The organism is Kitasatospora sp. NPDC056651, from assembly GCF_042792155.1.
Taxonomy (GTDB): Bacteria; Actinomycetota; Actinomycetes; order Streptomycetales; family Streptomycetaceae; genus Kitasatospora.
The window spans coordinates 35,893-51,288 of sequence record NZ_JBHTWX010000014.1; the positions used below are offsets into that span (position 1 = coordinate 35,893).

General features: G+C 71.2%; 14 protein-coding genes and 2 riboswitches. Of the genes, 6 read left to right on the forward strand and 8 right to left on the reverse strand.

All coding sequences use genetic code 11. The features are described from left to right. Nucleotides 1-67: 67 nt before the first annotated feature. From ACFRAR_RS08480 to ACFRAR_RS08500, 5 genes are all read right to left on the reverse strand, one after another. A complete protein-coding gene (locus ACFRAR_RS08480) occupies nt 68-1,114 on the reverse strand; it encodes an NlpC/P60 family protein (protein ID WP_380696198.1) in 1,047 nt (348 codons plus the stop codon). Nucleotides 1,115-1,345: 231 nt separating this feature from the next. Continuing rightward, complete coding sequence (locus ACFRAR_RS08485; protein WP_380696200.1) at nt 1,346-2,464, reverse strand: NlpC/P60 family protein; 1,119 nt, start codon at nt 2,462-2,464, stop codon at nt 1,346-1,348. A 10-nt stretch (nt 2,465-2,474) separates the two neighbouring features. Beyond that, nucleotides 2,475-2,628, reverse strand: a riboswitch (cyclic di-AMP (ydaO/yuaA leader). A gap of 337 nt (nt 2,629-2,965) precedes the next feature. Beyond that, nucleotides 2,966-4,003, reverse strand: coding sequence for an NlpC/P60 family protein (locus ACFRAR_RS08490; protein WP_380696202.1), 1,038 nt, complete (start codon nt 4,001-4,003; stop codon nt 2,966-2,968). A gap of 202 nt (nt 4,004-4,205) precedes the next feature. Then, entirely contained in the window at nt 4,206-5,582 is a 1,377-nt protein-coding gene (locus tag ACFRAR_RS08495) for an NYN domain-containing protein (protein WP_380696308.1), read from the reverse strand. A 201-nt stretch (nt 5,583-5,783) separates the two neighbouring features. Continuing rightward, nucleotides 5,784-6,047, reverse strand: a complete 264-nt coding sequence (locus ACFRAR_RS08500) for a hypothetical protein (protein ID WP_380696204.1) — start codon at nt 6,045-6,047, stop codon at nt 5,784-5,786. A gap of 201 nt (nt 6,048-6,248) precedes the next feature. Between ACFRAR_RS08500 and ACFRAR_RS08505 the strand changes: the two genes are divergently transcribed. After that, nucleotides 6,249-7,031 carry a rhomboid family intramembrane serine protease gene (locus ACFRAR_RS08505; RefSeq protein ID WP_380696206.1) on the forward strand — a complete coding sequence of 261 codons (783 nt, stop codon included), beginning with the start codon at nt 6,249-6,251 and terminating at the stop codon, nt 7,029-7,031. Nucleotides 7,032-7,072: 41 nt separating this feature from the next. Next, a complete protein-coding gene (locus ACFRAR_RS08510; protein ID WP_380696208.1) occupies nt 7,073-7,354 on the forward strand; it encodes an Lrp/AsnC ligand binding domain-containing protein in 282 nt (93 codons plus the stop codon). Nucleotides 7,355-7,357: 3 nt separating this feature from the next. On the opposite strand, the gene ACFRAR_RS08515 is transcribed toward ACFRAR_RS08510, so the two are convergent. The 3 genes from ACFRAR_RS08515 to ACFRAR_RS08525 all read right to left on the reverse strand — a co-directional run bounded on the left by ACFRAR_RS08515 (nt 7,358) and on the right by ACFRAR_RS08525 (nt 10,659). Further along, on the reverse strand, nt 7,358-8,725 hold the full coding sequence (locus ACFRAR_RS08515) for an aminotransferase class V-fold PLP-dependent enzyme (RefSeq protein ID WP_380696210.1): 1,368 nt from the start codon (nt 8,723-8,725) through the stop codon (nt 7,358-7,360). Between the two features lie 52 nt (nt 8,726-8,777). Further along, nucleotides 8,778-8,896, reverse strand: a riboswitch (SAM riboswitch). Nucleotides 8,897-9,005: 109 nt separating this feature from the next. Next, entirely contained in the window at nt 9,006-10,082 is a 1,077-nt protein-coding gene (gene trpD / locus ACFRAR_RS08520; RefSeq protein ID WP_380696212.1) for an anthranilate phosphoribosyltransferase, read from the reverse strand. A 151-nt stretch (nt 10,083-10,233) separates the two neighbouring features. Next, entirely contained in the window at nt 10,234-10,659 is a 426-nt protein-coding gene (locus ACFRAR_RS08525) for a hypothetical protein (protein WP_380696214.1), read from the reverse strand. Between the two features lie 396 nt (nt 10,660-11,055). Here ACFRAR_RS08525 and ACFRAR_RS08530 point away from each other — a divergent pair, with 396 nt between their 5' ends. From ACFRAR_RS08530 to ACFRAR_RS08545, 4 genes are all read left to right on the forward strand, one after another. Next, nucleotides 11,056-11,676 carry a heme-copper oxidase subunit III gene (locus ACFRAR_RS08530; RefSeq protein WP_380696216.1) on the forward strand — a complete coding sequence of 207 codons (621 nt, stop codon included), beginning with the start codon at nt 11,056-11,058 and terminating at the stop codon, nt 11,674-11,676. Nucleotides 11,677-11,863: 187 nt separating this feature from the next. Further along, complete coding sequence (locus ACFRAR_RS08535) at nt 11,864-12,673, forward strand: c-type cytochrome (protein WP_380696218.1); 810 nt, start codon at nt 11,864-11,866, stop codon at nt 12,671-12,673. A gap of 8 nt (nt 12,674-12,681) precedes the next feature. Beyond that, entirely contained in the window at nt 12,682-13,734 is a 1,053-nt protein-coding gene (locus ACFRAR_RS08540) for a Rieske 2Fe-2S domain-containing protein (protein WP_380696220.1), read from the forward strand. Then, nucleotides 13,731-15,389, forward strand: a complete 1,659-nt coding sequence (locus ACFRAR_RS08545) for a cytochrome bc complex cytochrome b subunit (protein ID WP_380696222.1) — start codon at nt 13,731-13,733, stop codon at nt 15,387-15,389. Before ACFRAR_RS08540 ends, ACFRAR_RS08545 begins: the two co-directional genes overlap by 4 nt. Nucleotides 15,390-15,396 lie beyond the last annotated feature (7 nt).

Genomic DNA, 15,396 nt, shown 5'->3' on the forward strand with positions numbered 1-15,396 from the left:
AGCGCGCCGCGCCGGGACAGCGGGCGACGGGGACCGGGTATCCGGGGGGAGCCCGACGGCGAGGCGTTCAGAGCCGGACCACCCCGGAGACCGGCATCGCGGTGACGCTCTCGTAGCGGACCTTGGCACCCGGGCGGGGCGCGTGCACGATCACACCGCCGCCGGCGTACATGCCGACGTGGTGCATGTCCCGGTAGAAGATCACCAGGTCTCCCGGTCGCGCTTCGGACAGGCTGATCCGCTGCCCGGCGTACGCCTGGGCCTGCGAGGTGCGCGGCAGGGTCACTCCGGCCTGCCGCCAGCTGTAGTACATCAGACCGGAGCAGTCGAACGCGTTCGGGCCGGTGGCCCCGTAGACGTACGGCGAGCCGATCATCCGCACCGCGGCGGCCAGCGCGGCCGCCCCGCGCTCGGAGGCGGGCGGCGCGGAGCCGAGGTCCAGCCGGTCGGTGCCCCGGGTGGCGCGCCGCTCGGCGTCCCGGGCGTCCTGGGCCGCCAGCCGGGACCGTTCGCCGGAGCCCAGGCCGTTGAGCAGCTTCTGCGCCGTGGCCAGCCGCTGCTGGATCTGCTGCTTGCTGTCGGCGAGCGAGCGGCGGGTCTCGTCCAGCTCGGCGAGCTTGTCGGCCGCCTCGGTGCGGCGCTGGTCGAGCCGGCGCTGGCGGGTGAGCAGCTCGTGCAGGGTCTCCTGCTGGCGCGTGGCGGCCTGGCCCATGGTGCGGGCCCGGGCCAGGTAGCCCTCCGGGTCGGGCGAGAGGATCAGCTGGGCGGTCTGGGTCATCCCGCCGCCGCGGTACTCGGCCCCGGCGACCGTCGCCAGGTCGCCGCGCAGCTGGTTGAGCTGGTCCTGGGCGAGGGCGATCTCCCCCTGGAGGATGGTGGTCTCGCCCTGGAGGCGCCGCTGCGCCTCCTGCGCGGCGTTGTACTTCTCGGACGCCTGCTCGGCCTCGTCGTACAGCTGCTCCACCTGTGTCTTGACGTCCTGGCGGTCGGCCGGGTCCGGATTGCCGGGGGCGGCCTGGGCGCTGCCCCCGGCGGCCACGCCCAGCGCGGTGGCGGCGGCCGCGGTCAGCACCAGCGCCCGGGCGAGCAGTGGGGAACGACGGTGCACGGGCATGGCGGCAGCGGCTCCAATCCTGCGGCGCGGGCCCCCGCCGCCGCACCACTGCGGGCGGCCTTCGAGCGGAAGTCCGGTGGCAGACGTTAGCGAGTCCGGGCAGGCGAGTCCAAACCCCTACCAACCCGAATATTCGACCACTAATCGGACATCAGATCGACCACCCCGGAAAAGCCGCAGGCCCGGCCTCCCCCTGGGGGAAGACCGGACCTGGAAGCGTCCGAGCGGGGATCAGACCCGCACGATGGAGGCCAGCGGCATGTTGGAGACCGCCTCGTAGCGCACCGACGCACCCGGCTTGGGGGCGTGCAGCACCTGGCCGTTGCCGGCGTAGATGCCGACGTGGTGGGCGTCGCTGTAGAAGATCAGCAGGTCGCCGGGCTGGGCCTTGGAGAGGTCCGTGCCGATCCGGGTGCCGGCCCCGGCCTGCGCCTGCGAGGTGCGCGGCAGCGACACGCCCGCCTGGTTGTACGCCCAGACCATCAGGCCGGAGCAGTCGAAGGAGCCCGGCCCGGTGGCGCCCCAGACGTACGGGCTGCCGATCTTGGAGGCCGCGTACGAGAGGGCGGCGGCACCGCGCGAGCTGCCGGCGGCCACCTTCACCGGAGCGGTGGTCGAGGGGGCCGAGAGGTCGCTGCGGCCGTTGTCGCGCGAGGCGCGGTCGGCACCGCCCTGCTGGGCCTGGGCGGCGTCGGCCTTGGCCTTGGCGTCGGCGGCGGCCTTCTGCTCGGCCTGCTGGATCGCCTGGCGGTCCTGCTCGGACAGCGTGTTGAACAGGTCCTGGGCCGCCTTCAGCTTGCCCTGGACCTCCTCCTTGGAGGACTTCAGCTGCTGGGTGGTGGAGTCCAGCTCGGCGAGCTTGCCCTGGGCCTCGGTGCGGTCCTGGTCGAGCTTGCGCTGCTGCTCCTGGAGCTGCTTCAGCTGGTTCTTCTGGCTGTCCCCGGCCTGGTTCAGCGCCCCGGCCTGGTTCAGGAAGGTGTCCGGGCTGGAGGAGAACATCAGCTGGACGGTCGGCGAGATGCCACCGTTGCGGTACTGCTCGCCGGCGATCTCGGCGAGCCCGCCCTGGAGCTCGGTCACCTGGGCCTGCTGACGGGCCACCTGGTCCTGGAGGCCGGAGACCTGCTTCTCCAGCTCCTGCTGCTTCTCCAGCGAGGCGTTGTACTTCTCGGTCGCGACCTCGGCCTGCTCGTTGTACTGGTCGACCTGCTCCTTGACCTGTTCCTTGGTCGGCTGCGGGTCGGCGTGGGCGCCGGACTGCGCGGAGAGGGCGACGGCTGCGGCGGCGAGGCCGGTCATGATCGAGACGCGGGTGCGGCCGGCGGGCTTGGGACGACGATGGGACGCCACGAAGGCGGACTCCTTCTTCCTGCGGCCGCCTACCGGGTGAGCTGACGGGTTCGGGCCGGAAGCATGCCCTACGACGCCTCACGGCCGCTCCCGCGGCCGACCTGGCGCCGATTCACCCCGGAGGAACATGGTTCCCCGGCTCCGCTCCGCAGCGCCCCCGACTACTGGGCTCCCCTGTCGGGCAGGCGCTTCGACCTGCCCCGCTGCCTCGCGAACTCGGCGGGAACCACCGCCGCCACCCAGGCTGGGCGATCGACAGTGCGGTGGTTCGAATCATGACCCTAGTAACTGAACCGTGATCCGTTCAAATCCTTGTCAGAAAAAAGACAGAAGATTACCCAAGTTCTTTTGTGAAAATGACCGATGGTGACCACTGATACACACAAGGCTGATCGGTTCTCAGCATGTGGTCGCGAAAGGGGCGGGAAACCCCAACGCCACCCCCGAGCGGAGGTGGCGCTGATCACAGGGCCGCGAAGGCCCCTCGGGCATGTCGGGCCGTCAGACCCGGCGGATGGTGTTGATCTGCATCGCGTCGGCCTTCATCACCTTCACCACGTCACCGGTGTGCGGCGCGTGGACCACCATGCCGTTGCCGATGTACATCCCGACGTGGTGCATGTCGGGGCCGTAGACCACCAGGTCGCCCGGCTGGGCCTGGTCCAGCGACGGCACCCGGGTCCCGTAGTGGCCCTGCTCCTGCGAGGTGCGCGGCAGCGAGACGCCCGCCTGCCCGTACGCCCAGACCATCAGGCCCGAGCAGTCGAAGGTGGTCGACCCGGTGGCGCCCCACACGTACGGCGAGCCCTGCTTGCCCATCGCCTTGGACACCGCGGTGGCCGCGTAGCCGCTGGCCGCCGGCAGGCTGCCGAGGTCCACCCGGTCGCTGCCGCGCGAGGCGCGGTCGTCCTGCGTCTGCTGGGCCTTCAGCGCGGCGCGGTCGGCGGCGCTGAGCGAGTTCAGCAGGTCCTGGGCGGCCTTCAGCTTGGCGTTGACGTCCGTCTTGGCCTGGTTCAGGTCCTTGGTGGTGGTCTCGAGCGAGGAGAGCACCGCGGCCGCCTCGGTCTTCTCCTGGTCCAGCCGGCGCTGCTGCTCCAGCAGGTTCTTGAGCGCCTCGGCCTGACTGCTGCTGGCCTGCTGGATGGTGGAGGCCTTCTCCAGGTAGCCGGAGGGGTCGGAGGAGAGCATCAGCTGGACGGACGCGTCGATGCCGCCGGTGCGGTACTGCTCGCCCGCCACCTCGGCGAGGCCGCCCTGGAGCTGGGTCATCTCCTCCTGGCCGCGGGCCACCTGGTCCTGCAGCTGGTCGGCCTGCTTGCGCAGCTGGTCGGCCCGCTCCTTGGCGCCGTTGTACTTCTCCGCCGACTGCTCCTGCTCCTGCTGGAGCTGGTCGATCTGCGCCTTGACGTCCGACGTGTTCGGCTGCGGCGCGGCGTGCGCGGCCACCTGGGCGGAGAGGGCGACCGCGGTCGCAGCGGCCGCGGTGAGCACGGAGATCCGTGCGCGGCTCGGCTGCTTGGGACGGCGGTGGGAGGCCAAGTGACCGGCTCCTTCTTCCATCGGACTCACCTGATGGGATGAGATTCCGGAAAATAGGTTTGACACCTGACCCTAGTGAAGTTCTATCCGTTCTGCCACTCCCCCGAAGGCGTGAATTCCGGTCACCACACTGACTTCACGGAACCCGCGCCGACCCCCCGGGACCACGTCCGACCAGGCATCATCACGCCCTGATCCGGACTCAGGGCCGGGCCAGCCGGTTCAGCAGGAGCACCGAGGCCACCGGGCGCGCGCCCGCCTTCCGCACGCCCTCCGCCACCTCCCGGTCGGTGGACACCACCACCACCGGACGCCCCTGCGGCTCGGCCCGGACCAGACGGCGGATCAGCTCGTCGGCCGTCTCCCCGGTCCGGCTGAACCGCACCCGGACCCCGCGCGGCGGCGCCATGATCACCGGAACGTCCAGGTCCTGCCCGTCGAACACACAGGTGACCTCCGCCTGGGTGCGCTGGGCCAGCATCGCCAGCCCGCCCAGCAGCCGGATCCGCTGCTGCTCCAGCGGCAGCGTCGGATAGCCGGTCTTGGTCACGTTGTAGCCGTCCACCACCAGGTGCACCTGGGGGATCGCCAGCAGCTGGTCCAGCAGCGCCGGATCGTCCTCGGCCAGCCCGCGCCGGGCCACGTCGTGCGGCGAGGCCGCCCCCGGCACCACGGCCTCCACCAGGTCCGCCGGACGGATCTGGGAGACCGGCAGCGCCAGCTCCCGCTGGAGCCCCTGGGCCGACTGCAGCACGGTGTCCAGCAGCAGCCGCAGCCGCATGTCCTCGACGCTGCGCCCCTCCCGGGCCGACCGGCGGCCCTGTTCGGCCGCGTTCTCCAGCTCGGAGACCCGGTGCCGGAGCCTGCGCGCCTCGGTCTCGGCCGCGCCGCGCTCGGCCGCGGCCTGCGCCTTCACGGCCTCCAGCTCACCGGTCACCCGGCGGGCCTCCGCCTGCGCCCGGCGGGTGTCGCTCTCCAGCGACCGCACCTTCTTGCGCAGCGACTCGGCCTCCTTGCGGACGCCCTCGGACTCGGCCCGCTGCCGGTCCAGGTCCGCCCGCGCGGAGGCCCGTACCTCGGCCAGCTCGGCCTGGAGCTTCTCCAGCAGCCGGGCCGCCTCCGCGGCCGCGTCCTCGGCACCGGCCCGCTCGGCCTCCTCGCCGGCCTCGGCCACCAGCCGGCTCCAGCCCGCCGAGCGCACCAGGTAGGCGGCGGCCGCGACGTCCATCGGGTCGGCGGCGCTCGGGACGGTGCCCGACTCCAGCGCCTTCACCAGGTCCGGCTGCCCCAGTCGCAGCCGCTCCGCTATCCGCACCCGGAAGGCCGGCTCCGCCTCCAGCGCCGCCGCCAGCGCGGTGGCCGCGTACTTGGCCCGCCGGGCCGGGGTGAACTTGACGTACTGGCGCAGGCTCTGCGGAAGCTCGGCCGGCGGCAGCCCGCCGAGCGCGTCCGAGGCCAGCCCGACCACCCGCCGGCGCACCCCCTCCGGCAGCGGCCGGTCGAGCTTCTCGACGACGCGCTCCGCCTCGGGCGCCGCGGAGCCTTCCGCCACTCCGGCCGCCTCGGCCGGGGCGTCCACCGGGGCCTCGGCCGCAGCGGGCTGAAGCCCCTGGGCTTCGCCGGGCTCCTTCGCTGCGTCCACCACGTCCTCGGCTCCGATCCTGGTCCAGCGGGGTACGGCGGGGGCCGCCCCTGTCGTCACGCTCCGTGCGTCCTGTATCCGTATTGTCCCGTGCGGCGGACGGGCGCGCCGCGCACCTGCCCGCCGCACCGACGGGCGTCAGCCCTGCTCGGCAGGGGCCTCCGTGCCCCCGGCACCCGGGCGGGCCACCAGCTCGACCTGGTCCACCGCGTTGCACCAGCGGCAGCGCACCGACTCGATGGTCTCGCTCAGGACCTCGGTCTCCTCGACCTTGGACTCGCCGGCCAGGTCGAAGTGCAGGAACTCGGTCACCCGCGCGGTGCGGGTCACGTCGAAGCGGGTGAGGTTGCCGCACAGGGTGCAGCGCCAGCGCGTCTCGGCGGTCAGGGCGGGGACGGTCATCGGGGGTCCTCTCGGGTGGTCCCTGGGTGGGCTAGGCGCTCCCCACGGAGCCCCGGCATCGGCGGCGGGAGGCGGGAATGCCCGCCCCAAGCCTATTGCCTGGGGCAACCGCCGCGACCACCGGTTGCCCGAACAACCGCACTGGTCCACCTGCCGTAAACCGTCGTGTCACCTGCGGCGCCCGGAGGGATGCTTGGCCGCATGGCGCTCGCGGCCTCCGACCACACCGCCGCCCGGGGCGACCGCCCGGCGGCGGCCGCACCGGTGGTCAGCTACGCCCTGATCGCGCTCAACACCCTGGTCTTCCTGCTCGGCCCGGCCGCCGGGCTCAACCCGCTGTACGGCTCCGGCCCGACCCGGGTCTGCGCGGAGCAGCGGTACGAGCAGCGCTGGGGCGCCGTCCCGGCCGAACTGCTGGCCGGACGACCGCTGACCACCGAACAGCTGGCCGAGGCCCCCGACCCGGTCCCCGGCTGCCCGGCCGCCCCGACCCCCGGCAAGCACCCGGCCCTGTCCGTCCTCACCGGCCTCTTCCTGCACGCCGGCTGGCTGCACCTGCTGGGGAACCTGCTCTTCCTCCACGTCTTCGGCCCCACCGTCGAACGGCGGCTGGGCCGGGCCCGCCACGCCGTGTTCTACCTGGCGGCCGGCTGCCTGAGCACGTACGGCTTCGCGCTCGCCGAGGCGCATTCGCCGGATTCCACCCGGGTGCTCATCGGGGCCTCCGGAGCGATCTCCGCCGTCCTCGGCGCCTATCTGCGCTTCCATCCCCGGGCCCGGGTGACCACTCTGGTCCCGCTGCTGTTCTTCCTGCCGCTGCGCTTCCCCGCCTGGCTGGTGCTCGGCCTCTGGTTCGCGCTGCAGTGGTGGTCGGTGCACTCGGCCGGCCCGGGGGTGGCGTACCTGGTCCACGTGATCGGCTTCTGTGCCGGGTTCCTCTTCGCCTGTGCCGGGGCCCGCCACCCCCCGCGACGACCCGGCTGACGCCCGATACGCTGGCGGCACCTCACAAAGGAGCCCGAACAGTGATCACCGCCATCGTCCTGATCAAGACCAGTGTCGACCGCATCCCGGAGATCGCCGAGGCCATCGCCGCCATCGAGGGCGTGAGCGAGGTCTACTCGGTGACCGGCGGCTACAACCTGGTGGCGATGGTGCGGGTGCGCCGGCACGACGACCTGGCCGAGGTCATCCCGGGCCGGCTCAACAAGGTCCCGGGCGTGGCCGACACCGAGACCCAGATCGCTTTCCGCACCTACTCCCAGCACGACCTGGAAGCCGCCTTCGCCCTCGGCCTGGACGAGTAGCGGTCAGCCCGCGCGCCGGGTGTCGGCGACGCAGCGCCCGCCCTCGTTGCGGTAGTTCCAGGCCGCGCCGTCCGTGACCAGCTCCCGGACGGCGGTCAGGAAGCGGTCGACGTGCTCGTCCGGAGTCCCGGCGCCGAAGCTCACCCGGATCGCGTTCAGGCTGCGCTCGCCCGGCAGCGAGGGCTCGGGCGCCCCGCACTCGGACGGGGCCACGTCCTCGTCGCCGAGCAGGGTGCGCACCAGCGGGTGGGCGCAGAACAGGCCGTCGCGCACCCCGATGCCGTACTCGGCGGACAGCGCGGCCGAGAAGTGCGAGCTGTTCCAGCCCTGGACGACGAAGGACAGCACGCCCACCCGGGCGGAGTCGGCCCCGAACAGGTTGAGGACCTTGACCTGCGGGATCCCGGCCAGCCCGGCCGTCAGCCGGGCGATCAGCTGCTGCTCCCGGGCCTCCAGCGCGTCGAAGCCGGCCTCGGTCAGCGCCCGGCAGGCCGAGGCGATCGCGTAGGCGCCGATGACGTTCGGCGAGCCGGCCTCGTGCCGGGCCGGACCGGTGTGCCACTGCACGGCCACCGAGCCGTCGGTCTCCCGGGCCACCGTCCGGGTCGCCCCGCCGCCGGCCAGGTACGGCTCGGCCGCGTCCAGCCAGTCCGCCCGGCCGGCCAGCACCCCGGCGCCGAACGGCGCGTAGATCTTGTGGCCGGAGAAGGCGATCCAGTCGACGTCCAGCTCGCGCACCGAGACCCGGTGGTGCGGCGCCAGCTGGGCGGCGTCCAGCACCACCCGGGCGCCGTGCCGGTGGGCGGTCTCGGTCAGCTCGGCGACCGGCCACAGCTCGCCGGTCACGTTGGAGGCGCCGGTGACGCACAGCAGCTTGGGGCCCTCGGGCGCCTCGGCGAGCGCGGCGTCCAGCGCGGCCACCGCCTCGGCCCGCGAGCGCGGCGCCCGCAGGTAGGTGACGTCCAGTCCGGCGTGCGCCCAGGGCAGCAGCGAGGCGTGGTGCTCGGTCTCGAAGGCGAACACCCGGGTGCCGGCCGGAAGGGCGGCGGCCAGCAGGTTGAGCGAGTCGGTGGTGGCCCGGGTGAAGACCACCTGGTCGCCGTCGCGCAGGTCGAGGAACTCCTCGACGGTGCGGCGGCTCTGCTCGAACAGGTCGGTGGACAGCTGCGAGAGGTACCCGGCCCCGCGGTGCACGCTGCCGTAGTACGGCGCGTAGGCGGCGACGTCGTCCCACACCCGCTGGAGCGCCGGCGAGCTGGCCGCGTAGTCGAGCGCCGCGTAGCCGACCTTCTCACCGCTGGCGAGCGGGACCTGGACGTCGGCGCCGAGGACGGCGAGCGGGGCGCAGATTTCGGTGGCGGTGGAAGACATGAGGATGCACTCCTTCTACGGGTGAGGGACCCCGGGAGTGCGATTCGTCCGGTGTCCGCGCTTGTCGCACGGACGGTTTGCCGTGACGACCCGGTCCTCACCCAGGGCACCCCGCCACGGACGGAGGGTTGCCGGACAGCAAGCTGGGGCTTGGCGCTGTCACTCATGACCTGGCGAAGACTCTAGGTCCCGTCCAGCGGGCGGTCAAACGGCCGTCCAGTATCCGGACACAGCATGGAAGCCCGCACCGGCGTACCGGCACGGGCTTCCAAGTACCGTCTCAGGAACGGCTGGTGGCCTCCGACCAGCGCCGCAGCAGGTCCCGCGCCGCGCCGGAGTCGATCGCCTTCGCGGCGCGCTCCATGCCCGCCGCCAGCTGCTCGGCGAGCGGCGCCTCGCCCAGGTCCAGCACCACCAGCGCCGCGGCCGTGTTCAGCAGGACGGCGTCCCGCACCGGCCCGTGCTCGCCCGCCAGCACCCGCCGCGCCACCTCGGCGTTGTACGAGGCGTCCGCCCCGCGCAGCGCCTCGATGCCGACCAGCTCGATGCCGACGTCCCTCGGGTCGAAGGTGGTCTCGGTGACCACCCCGTCGCGCACCAGCCACACCTGCGAGGTGGTGGTGATGGTCAGCTCGTCCAGCCCGTCGTCGCCGCGGAAGACCAGCGCGGTCGCGCCCCGCCGGGCCAGCACCCCGGCGATCAGCCCGGCCAGCCGGGTGTCGAAGCAGCCGATGGCGTGCGCGGTGACCTTCGCCGGGTTGGTCAGCGGGCCGAGGATGTTGAAGGCAGTCGGCACCCCGAGGTCGACCCGCGCGGTGGCGGCGTGCCGCATCGAGGGGTGGAACTTCGCCGCGAAGCAGAAGGTGAGCCCGACCTCCTCGGCCACCTCGGCCACCCGCCGGGCCGACAGGTCCAGCGCCACCCCGAGCTTCTCCAGCACGTCCGAGGAGCCGCTGGTGGAGGAGGCCGACCGGTTGCCATGCTTGATCACCTTGGCCCCGGCGGCCGCCGCGACGATCGCCGACATGGTGGAGATGTTGACGGTCTTGGCCCGGTCGCCGCCGGTGCCGACGATGTCCACCGCCGGGCCGGGGATGTCCAGCGGCTCGGCGTGCTCGTACATCGCGTCGACCAGGCCGCTGATCTCCTCGACCGACTCGCCCTTGGCCCGCAGCGCGACCATGAACCCGGCCACCTGGGCGGGGGACGCCTCGCCGCTCATGATCCGGCCCATCGCCCACGCGGTGGACGAGCGGTCGAGGTCCTCCCCCTTCAACAGCGCCGTCAGGATGTCCGGCCAGGAGCGGACCACCTGCGCGGGGTCGCTACCGCCGTTCGCAGGGTTCACGTTCACCATGGCTGACTCCAGCTGTTGTCGGTTCCCCCGCTCCGGGGGGACGTCCGTACGGATGGAGCCAGCCTATCGAGCGAAGCGGTCGCTTCTCCCCTTGTTCTTCCGACCCTTGTTCTTCCGGCCCTTGTTCTTCCGACGACCGCCGGGGCCGCGGTCAGCGGACCGCCGGAGCGCGCTTCGCCAGCCGGGCCCGCAGCAGGGTGGCCACCGCCTCGGCCAGGGCCACCGGGTCCACCGGGCGGGAGATCGCCGCGTCGGCCCTGCTCCAGGCGGCGAGCCAGGAGTCCTGCGGCCGGCCGATCAGCACCAGCACCGGCGGGCAGCCGTAGATCTCGTCCTTGAGCTGGCGCCCGAGGCCCAGCCCGCCGGCCGGCACCGCCTCTCCGTCCAGCAGGCAGAGGTCCACACCCCCCTTCTCCAGCGCCTTGAGCACCGCGGGGGTGGTCGCGCACTCCAGGTAGGACAGTTCCGGAAGATCCTCGGCGGGCCGACGGCCGAGCGCCGTCAGCACCTGCTCGCGGGTGTTGCGGTCGTCGCTGTAGACGAGGACGGTGAGCGTCTCATCGGTCGTGTACGCCATGGGCCCTGCTCCCTCAAGTGTGATCCGGACCACGTTCGCCTGATCCGGATGCTACTCCCGATCACCCGCCGCCGAGTCCCCCTCGCGCAGGATCCCCCTCGGCCGTCGCGCCCCGGGCTCACCCGCCCGGAGGACGGCCCGTCACCCGACCCCGCCCGGTCCACCCGTACGGCCGACCCGGGGGCGCTCTCCCTTATCTCCCGGGACTGCTCCGACCGTGCAACGACGCGCTGGGCAAGGGGGTCGTAAGCTGCTCCGAGGAACCATCAGAAAAGGGACGCTCCGCTGCTCAGCTCCCGTCCGGACCCTCCACCGGCCGCCAAGCGGGCATACCGCACGCACCGGACACTCCGAGGGACACCCCCCGACGTGAAGACGGAATAAGGGACCGACATAATGTCCGTCGTGGCGACAGCAACAGCAGTAGAAACCGGGCACGCGCACGGATCGGTCAACCGGCCGAACATGGTCAGCGTCGGAACGATCGTCTGGCTCAGTTCCGAGTTGATGTTCTTCGCGGCCCTCTTCGCGATGTACTTCACGCTCCGCTCCGTCAAGGGGCCGGAGTTCTGGACCGAGAAGGCCCACGCCCTCAACGTGCCTTTCTCCTCGGTCAACACCACCATCCTGGTGCTCTCCTCGCTGACCTGTCAGCTCGGCGTGTTCGCGGCCGAGCGCGGTGACGTGAAGAAGCTCCGGGCGTGGTTCATCCTCACGTTCGCCATGGGCGCGGTCTTCATCGGCGGCCAGGTCTTCGAGTACACCGATCTGGTCAAGAAGGACGGCCTGTCGCTGTCCTCCGACCCGTACGGCACGGTGTTCTACCTGACCACCGGCTTCCACGGGCTGCACGTGACGGGTGGTCTGATCGCCTTCCTGCTGGTCCTGGGACGGACGTACGCAGCCAAGCGCTTCACGCACGAGCAGGCCACCGCCGCGATCGTCGTGTCGTACTACTGGCACTTCGTCGACGTCGTGTGGATCGGCCTGTTCGCGACCATCTACCTGATCAAGTAACCAGCTGATCAGGTCGCTGGCCACCGGCTGCGGCCCCCGCCCTCACCGGCGACGGGCCGCTTCTGCCGGTGCCGACGCTCCCACCGACCGACCGCGCGCGCAGCCCTAGACGGGCAGCCTCGTGCCGGCCAGACCGGCCGCCGGGTGCACCCACCAGTCGACCAGATCCTGACACCGGGGTTATTCCGTGAAAAAGCTCTCCGCACGACGGCGCCACCCATTGGCGGCGCTGGTCGTCCTACTTCTCGCCCTGGCGGCAACCGGGGGGCTGTACGCCGCGTTCGCGCCCGCCGACAAGGCGCAGGCCGAGGTCGCCGCGCAGTCGCTCGCGATCGATGAGGGCAAGAAGCTCTTCTCCGTGGGCTGCTCCTCCTGCCACGGCCTGAACGGCCAGGGCAGCAGCGACGGTCCGAGCCTGGTCGGCGTCGGCTCGGCCGCTGTCGACTTCCAGGTCGGCACCGGCCGCATGCCGGCCCAGCAGCCCGGCGCCCAGGTCCCGCGCAAGAAGAACATCTACTCGCAGGGCGAGATCGACCAGCTCGCCGCCTACGTCGCCTCCCTCGGCCCCGGCCCGGTGACCCCGAAGGAGGAGCAGTACACCTCGACCAACCCCGAGGACCTGTCCAAGGGTGGCGAGCTGTTCCGCACCAACTGCGCCCAGTGCCACAACTTCTCCGGCCAGGGCGGTGCCCTGACCAAGGGCAAGTACGCCCCGTCGCTCGAGGGCGTGGACGCCAAGCACATCTACGAGGCCATGCAGACCGGCCCGCAGAACATGCCGTCGTTCCCGGACACCACCATGCCCGAGGAGCAGAAGAAGCAGATCGTGGCCTTCGTCCGCCACACCACCAACGATGAGCCCAACCCCGGCGGTCTCACCCTGGGCAGCCTCGGTCCGGTGACCGAGGGTCTGTTCGGCTGGATCTTCGGCCTCGGCACGCTCATCGCGGTCGCGATCTGGGTCGCCGCCCACACCACCAAGGCCAAGAAGTCATGAGCCACGACATGTCAGAAGAGAAGCTCCCGGAGCCCCACGGCTCCGCCGGCGAGGTCGCCGACCACGGCAGCCCGTTCGCCGACCCGGGCCTGCCGGCCCACGAGCCCCGTCGCACCGACATCGACGAGAAGGCCGCGTCGCGTGCCGAGCGCCAGGTCTCGCTGATGTTCGTGGTCTCGATGCTCGCCACCATCGGCTTCATCGCCTCGTACGTGGCCATCGACCCGGACAAGATCGTCTACATCTTCCCGCTCGGTCACGTCAGCGCGCTGAACTTCGCGCTCGGCCTGACCCTGGGCGTCGCGCTGTTCATGATCGGCGCGGGTGCGGTCCACTGGGCCCGCACCCTGATGTCGGACGTCGAGCTGCCCGCCGAGCGTCACCCGATCGAGGCCTCCGACGAGGTCCGCGCGGACGTCATCGAGCAGTTCAAGACCGGCGCCGGCGAGTCCGGCTTCGGCCGCCGCAAGATGATCCGCAACACCCTGATCGGCTCCATGGCGCTGGTCCCGCTCTCCGGCGTGGTCCTGCTCCGTGACCTCGGCCCGCTTCCCGAGAAGAAGCTCAAGGAGACCGGCTGGAAGGAGGCGACCGAGGCCAAGCCGCTGCCGCTCATCAACATGAACACCATGCAGCCGATGAAGCCCGAGGACATCACCATCGGCTCGCTGACCTTCGCCATGCCGGAGGGCCTGTCCACGCACAGCGAGGACTTCCAGCAGCGGATCGCCAAGGACGCCCTGATGCTGGTCCGCATCGCGCCCGAGGACATCAAGGACGACAAGTCCAAGGATCTGGGTTTCGAGGGCATCCTCGCCTACTCGAAGATCTGCACCCACGTCGGTTGCCCGATCAGCCTGTACGAGCAGCAGACCCACCACGCGCTCTGCCCCTGCCACCAGTCGACCTTCGACCTGGCGGACGGCGCCCGCGTCATCTTCGGCCCGGCCGGCCACCCGCTGCCGCAGCTGAAGATCACTACTGACGAGAAGGGCAACCTGGTCGCCACCGGCGACTTCGCTGAGCCCGTCGGCCCGAGCTACTGGGAGCGTGCTCGATGAGTAGCGCGAGCAGCACCACGACCGGTGCCGCCAAGCCCTCCAGCACGCGTGAGAAGCCCGCCAACAAGTGGGAAGCCGCGGCTGACTGGACGGACGGCCGGGTGGGGATCTACTCCCTCGCCAAGGCCAACCTGCGGAAGATCTTCCCGGACCACTGGTCCTTCATGCTGGGCGAGATCTGCCTCTACACGTTCGTCATCATCATCCTGACCGGTGTCTACCTGACGCTGTTCTTCAAGCCCTCGATGGCCGAGGTCGTCTACGACGGCTCGTACGTGCCGCTCAAGGGCCTCCCGATGTCCGAGGCGTACGCCTCCACCGTGGACATCAGCTTCGAGATCCGCGGCGGTCTGCTGATCCGCCAGATCCACCACTGGGCCGCCCTGGTCTTCGTGGCCGCGATGCTCGTGCACATGCTGCGCGTGTTCTTCACCGGCGCGTTCCGCAAGCCCCGTGAGATCAACTGGGTCTTCGGCTTCCTGCTGCTGGTCCTGGGCATGTTCGACGGCTTCTTCGGCTACTCGCTGCCGGACGACCTGCTGTCGGGTACCGGTATCCGCTTCATGGAAGGCGCGATCCTCGCCGTCCCGCTGGTGGGCACCTACATCCAGATGTTCCTGTTCGGCGGCGAGTTCCCCGGCCACGACATCATCCCGCGGTTCTTCACCATCCACGTGCTGCTGATCCCCGGCATCATGCTCGGCCTGCTGGTCGCGCACCTGATCCTGGTCTTCTACCACAAGCACACCCAGTGGGCGGGCCCGGGCAAGACCGAGAAGAACGTCGTCGGCATGCCGCTGATGCCGGTCTACATGGCCAAGGCCGGTGGCTTCTTCTTCCTGGTGTTCGGCATCATCGCCGCCATCTCGGCGATCGCCACGATCAACCCGATCTGGTCGGTCGGCCCGTACCGTCCGGACCAGGTGTCGACCGACGCCCAGCCCGACTGGTACATGGGCTTCTCCGAGGGCCTGATCCGCGTCATGCCGGGCTGGGAGATCGGCCTGTGGGGCCACACCCTGAACCTGGGTGTCTTCGTCCCGCTGATGATCTTCCCGCTGGTCCTGGTCGCCATCGCGGTCTACCCGTTCATCGAGAGCTGGGTCACCGGCGACAACCGCGAGCACCACATCCTGGACCGCCCGCGCAACGCCCCGGTCCGCACCGCCCTGGGTGCCGCCTGGATCAGCCTCTACCTGGTGCTGCTGATCGGTGGTGGCAACGACCTGTTCGCCACCCACCTGCACCTGTCGATCAACGCGATCACCTACTTCGTCCGCGTCGGCTTCTTCGTCGTCCCGGTCGCGGTCTTCATCATCACCAAGCGCTGGTGCCTCGGCCTCCAGCGCCGTGACAAGGAGAAGGTGCTGCACGGCCGCGAGACGGGCGTCATCAAGCGCCTGCCGCACGGCGAGTTCGTCGAGGTGCACGCCCAGCTGCCGCAGGGCGACCTGCACAAGCTCACCGCGCACGAGCAGAACCAGCCGATCGAGCTGCCGGCCCAGACGGACGAGAACGGCGTGGCCCGCAAGGCCGGCGCCCTCACCCGCGCCCAGGCCAAGCTCTCCCGCGGCTTCTACGGCGAGGGCAGCCAGATCCCCAAGCCGACCTCCGAGGAGCACCACGAGATCACCAGCGGCCACGGCCACCACTGATCCCGTA

Bases quoted from the DNA above. Each gene is read 5' to 3' on its own strand.
- ACFRAR_RS08480 (WP_380696198.1), bottom strand. From the start codon at position 1,114: ATGCCCGTGCACCGTCGTTCCCCACTGCTCGCCCGGGCGCTGGTGCTG.
- ACFRAR_RS08500 (WP_380696204.1), bottom strand. From the start codon at position 6,047: ATGACCGTCCCCGCCCTGACCGCCGAGACGCGCTGGCGCTGCACCCTG.
- ACFRAR_RS08505 (WP_380696206.1), top strand. From the start codon at position 6,249: ATGGCGCTCGCGGCCTCCGACCACACCGCCGCCCGGGGCGACCGCCCG.
- ACFRAR_RS08515 (WP_380696210.1), bottom strand. From the start codon at position 8,725: ATGTCTTCCACCGCCACCGAAATCTGCGCCCCGCTCGCCGTCCTCGGC.
- trpD (WP_380696212.1), bottom strand. From the start codon at position 10,082: ATGGTGAACGTGAACCCTGCGAACGGCGGTAGCGACCCCGCGCAGGTG.
- ACFRAR_RS08525 (WP_380696214.1), bottom strand. From the start codon at position 10,659: ATGGCGTACACGACCGATGAGACGCTCACCGTCCTCGTCTACAGCGAC.
- ACFRAR_RS08530 (WP_380696216.1), top strand. From the start codon at position 11,056: ATGTCCGTCGTGGCGACAGCAACAGCAGTAGAAACCGGGCACGCGCAC.
- ACFRAR_RS08540 (WP_380696220.1), top strand. From the start codon at position 12,682: ATGTCAGAAGAGAAGCTCCCGGAGCCCCACGGCTCCGCCGGCGAGGTC.
- ACFRAR_RS08545 (WP_380696222.1), top strand. From the start codon at position 13,731: ATGAGTAGCGCGAGCAGCACCACGACCGGTGCCGCCAAGCCCTCCAGC.